Raw genomic sequence first — 4,314 nt, 5'->3', positions numbered from 1 at the left:
AAATTACTATTAGAACATATAAACGTACCCGGCATCAATACATTTGATGTTTACCGGTCAAAGGGTGGTTACGCGGCTGTTGAAAAGGCGCTGAAAACCATGTCGCCTGATGATGTGGTAGAGGAAGTGAAAAAGTCAGGTTTACGTGGTCGTGGCGGCGCGGGTTTCCCAACCGGTATGAAGTGGAGTTTTTTGGCTAAGCCAGAGGGTGTGCCACGTTACCTGGTTTGTAATGCCGATGAATCAGAGCCTGGTACTTTTAAAGACCGTTACCTCATGACCTATATCCCTCACCTGTTGGTGGAGGGTATGATCGTATCGAGCTTTGCCCTGGGTGCCAATACCTCATACATCTATGTACGCGGCGAAATGATGCCGCAGATCAGGATACTGGAAAAAGCAATTGCCGAAGCTAAGGCCAAAGGCTTTTTAGGTAAAAATATATTAGGCTCGGGCTACGATCTGGAACTTTATGTACAACCAGGTGGTGGCGCATACATTTGCGGCGAAGAAACCGCTTTGTTAGAATCATTAGAGGGTAAACGTGGTAACCCACGCATTAAACCGCCATTCCCCGCTATCGCCGGTTTGTATGGCCGCCCAACGGTGGTAAACAACGTAGAGTCGATTGCGGCAGTAGTGCCTATCGTAAACGAAGGCGGCGACGAATATGCCAAATTGGGTATTGGTCGTAGTACAGGCACCAAGCTGATATCGGCAGGTGGTAACCTGAAAAAGCCAGGTGTTTACGAAATTGATCTGGGCTTACCGGTTGAAGAATTTATATACTCTGATGAATATTGCGGTGGTATAGCCAATGGCAAACGCCTGAAAGCTGTAGTAGCAGGAGGTTCATCGGTACCAATTTTACCGGCTAACCTGATCCTGAAAACCATTAACAACGAAGCACGCTTAATGAGCTACGAATCATTAGCTGACGGTGGTTTTGTGAGTGGTACCATGTTAGGTTCAGGCGGTTTTATAGCTTATGACGAAGATGCCTGTATTGTTCGTAATACCTGGAACTTTGCCCGTTTTTACCATCATGAGAGCTGCGGACAGTGTTCGCCTTGCCGTGAAGGTACCGGATGGATGGAAAAAGTATTGCACCGCTTAGAGCATGGCCACGGTAAAATGAGCGACATGGACCTGTTGGTTGATGTATCTAAAAAAATTGAAGGCAACACGATTTGTCCGCTGGGTGACGCGGCAGCATGGCCGGTGGCCAGCGCTATCCGCCATTTCAGGGATGAGTTTGAATGGCACGTAACAAACGCCAGCGAAGCCACAACAAGGAATTACGGATTAGCACATTACGCTGATCCATTGCCTAAGCCCGAGCCGGTGGCCGGATAAGTCAAAATTAAAAAGTCAAAATTCAAAATAGAAAGCGTTGAGCGAAAAGCCTTTTGACATCAAGCACAGATGTTATCAATTTTCAAAAGAGGTTATTCAATTTATATCAACAGCAAACTACGATAGAATTTACTTTTCAATATTTGACCAGCTGCTTAGAAGCGCGACTTCGATAGGAGCAAATGTGGTAGAAGGCAAGTCCGGAAGCTCAATAAAAGATTTTAAGAATTTCTATACGATAGCCTTAAAATCTTCAAACGAAACTAAATATTGGCTCTGTTTAATACGAGACACTATTAATGTGGAAAAGGATAAAATAAAAGATTTGATTAATGAAGCTGATGAGCTCTCAAAGATCATTGCCTCAATAATTATTAATCTTCAAAAGTAGTTTTGACTTTTGAATTTTTAATTTTGACTTAAAGATGAAAGTAACCATAGACGGAATACCCGTTGAAGTAGAACCAGGAACAACCATACTAAACGCCGCAAGGATGATAGGTGGTGATATCGTTCCGCCTGCTATGTGCTATTACTCCAAGCTGGAAGGCAGTGGCGGTAAATGCCGTACCTGTTTGGTTAAGGTGAGCAAGGGCTCTGAGAAAGACCCTCGCCCTATGCCTAAACTGGTAGCTTCATGCCGCACCACGGTAATGGATGGCATGGAAGTGCAAAATATTACCTCGCCCGAAGTTGTTGAGGCCCGTAAAGGTGTGGTTGAAATGTTATTGCTTAACCACCCGCTGGATTGCCCTGTATGTGACCAGGCTGGCGAATGCCACCTGCAAGATCTTGGCTTTGAGCATGGCGCCGCTAAAACCCGCTACGAGTTTGACCGCCGCACATTTGAAAAAATTGACATTGGCGATAAGATACAGCTGCACATGACACGCTGCATCCTGTGCTACCGCTGCGTGTTCACTGCCGATCAGATCACCAACACCCGTTTACATGGTATCCTGAACAGGGGCGATCATTCTGAAATATCAACCTACATCAGCAAAGCAGTTGATAACGATTTTTCAGGAAATATCATTGACGTTTGCCCGGTAGGTGCTTTAACCGATAAAACTTTCCGCTTTAAAAACCGTGTATGGTTTACCAAACCGGTAGATGCGCATCGCGATTGCGATAAGTGCTCTGGTAAAGTTACTTTATGGTACAAAGGCGAAGACGTGATCAGGGTAACAGGCCGCAAGGACGTTTATGGTGAGGTTGAAGAATTTATCTGCAATACCTGCCGCTTTGATCAAAAGAAAACAGCTGACTGGGTTATTGAAGGCCCGCGCAAAATATCGCATAAATCAGTTATCAGCGCTAATCATTACGAGTTTACACCGCTGCCGGTGGTTAAAACCAATCCTGTACTGATGGAAGCTAATAAAGAACAATTTGAAAGGGATACACGCTTATAATGGAAACTACCGACTTAATATTTAGGATCGTACTGATCGTGATCATTTTCGCTATCAGCCTTGTTGTGGCCATGTATTCTACCTATGCCGAGCGTAAAGTAGCCGCGTTTTTCCAGGACAGGATTGGCCCTAACCGTGCCGGCCCCTGGGGAATTTTGCAACCCCTTGCCGATGGTGGTAAAATGTTCCTGAAAGAAGAAATTATTCCTACCAATGCTACAGGTTTCCTGTTTATTGTAGGCCCTTCACTGGCTATATTAACGGCCTGTATAGGTTCGGCGGTTATACCGTGGGGGCAGGCTATCGTAATCGGAACCCATAAATTTGATTTACAGGTTACTGATATTAACGTAGGTATCCTGTACATTTTTGGCGTTGTATCATTAGGTGTGTATGGCGTTATGATAGGTGGCTGGGCATCTAATAACAAATACTCGTTATTAGGCGCTATCCGCGCGGCATCGCAAAATATCAGCTATGAAATTTCAATGGGTTTATCTATTATAGCCTTATTGATGCTTACCGGTACCTTAAGCCTTAAAGAAATTGCAGAGCAGCAACATAGCTTTGCCTGGAACGTTTGGCGCCAGCCACTGGGCTTTATACTATTCCTGGTATGTGCCTTTGCAGAAACCAACCGTACGCCGTTTGACTTGCCTGAGTGCGAAACTGAGCTTGTAGGTGGTTACCATACCGAATATTCATCAATGAAACTGGGTTTCTACCTGTTTGCAGAGTATATCAACATGTTCATATCATCGGCTGTAATGGCTACCCTGTACTGGGGTGGTTACAATTACCCGGGTATGGATTGGGTTGCCGTGCATGTGGGCCCAACTATCGCGCCTATTATTGGTGTAGTGGTGCTATTTGGTAAAATATTCTTCTTCATCTTCTTTTTCATGTGGGTACGCTGGACAATACCGCGTTTCCGCTATGATCAGTTGATGGATCTGGGCTGGAAGGTATTGATCCCGCTGGCTATTGCTAACATTATACTAACCGGTTTAATAACTACTTTTTTAAAATAAGCTATAACTAATGGAATCATTAAGTAATAAGCGCAAGGTATTAGAGGTAAAGCCACTCAACTTTATGGAGCGTGCTTACCTGCCGGCTATCGTAAGTGGTTTGAGTATCACTATGAAGCACTTTTTCAAGAAACCGGTTACGATCAGTTATCCTGAAGAAAAACGTGAGTTTTCCGAAAACTTTAGGGGTATGCACTCCCTTAAGCGCGATGAGAACGGTAAAGAACGCTGCACCGCCTGCGGTTTATGCGCGCTTTCATGCCCTGCAGAAGCTATCACCATGACAGCTGCTGAGCGCCAGCCGGGCGAGGAGCATTTATACCGTGAAGAAAAATATGCCGCCGTTTATGAAATAAACATGCTGCGCTGCATTTTTTGCGGATTGTGCGAAGAAGCTTGCCCTAAAGAGGCCATTTACCTTGACGGGGATATTGTACCTACCGACTATTTAAGAAAAGATTTTATTTACGGTAAAGACAAATTAGTAGAGGCGCCCTTAAATCAATAAAGAA

Annotated in this window: 5 protein-coding genes; all 5 read left to right on the top strand. The window is 44.6% G+C overall.

The genetic code is table 11. The features are described 5' to 3' along the window. Positions 1-1,356 (top strand): NADH-quinone oxidoreductase subunit NuoF (gene nuoF, locus AAGC65_RS25160; protein WP_343115214.1); only part of this gene is annotated, 1,356 nt, incomplete at its 5' end. A gap of 37 nt (positions 1,357-1,393) precedes the next feature. Then, positions 1,394-1,747 (top strand): four helix bundle protein, encoded by a 354-nt coding sequence (locus AAGC65_RS25155; protein ID WP_343115213.1) that lies wholly within the window; start codon positions 1,394-1,396, stop codon positions 1,745-1,747. A 34-nt stretch (positions 1,748-1,781) separates the two neighbouring features. Continuing rightward, the gene (locus AAGC65_RS25150; protein ID WP_343115212.1) at positions 1,782-2,771 is read left to right on the top strand and encodes a 2Fe-2S iron-sulfur cluster-binding protein; all 990 of its coding nucleotides are present in this window, start codon (positions 1,782-1,784) and stop codon (positions 2,769-2,771) included. Then, a complete protein-coding gene (gene nuoH / locus AAGC65_RS25145; protein ID WP_343115211.1) occupies positions 2,771-3,802 on the top strand; it encodes an NADH-quinone oxidoreductase subunit NuoH in 1,032 nt (343 codons plus the stop codon). The genes AAGC65_RS25150 and nuoH overlap by 1 nt, the downstream gene beginning before the upstream one ends. A gap of 10 nt (positions 3,803-3,812) precedes the next feature. Next, positions 3,813-4,310, top strand: a complete 498-nt coding sequence (locus AAGC65_RS25140) for an NADH-quinone oxidoreductase subunit I (RefSeq protein WP_343115210.1) — start codon at positions 3,813-3,815, stop codon at positions 4,308-4,310. Positions 4,311-4,314 lie beyond the last annotated feature (4 nt).

The sequence above is a fragment of the Mucilaginibacter sp. genome, assembly GCF_039207105.1.
Classification (GTDB): Bacteria; Bacteroidota; Bacteroidia; order Sphingobacteriales; family Sphingobacteriaceae; genus Mucilaginibacter.
The sequence above is the reverse complement of the archived record's forward strand: the minus strand, read 5'-3'. Positions and strand labels throughout refer to the sequence as shown.

Coding starts and splice junctions, on each gene's coding strand:
- AAGC65_RS25140 (WP_343115210.1), top strand. CDS start 3,813: ATGGAATCATTAAGTAATAAGCGCAAGGTATTAGAGGTAAAGCCACTC.
- AAGC65_RS25150 (WP_343115212.1), top strand. CDS start 1,782: ATGAAAGTAACCATAGACGGAATACCCGTTGAAGTAGAACCAGGAACA.
- nuoH (WP_343115211.1), top strand. CDS start 2,771: ATGGAAACTACCGACTTAATATTTAGGATCGTACTGATCGTGATCATT.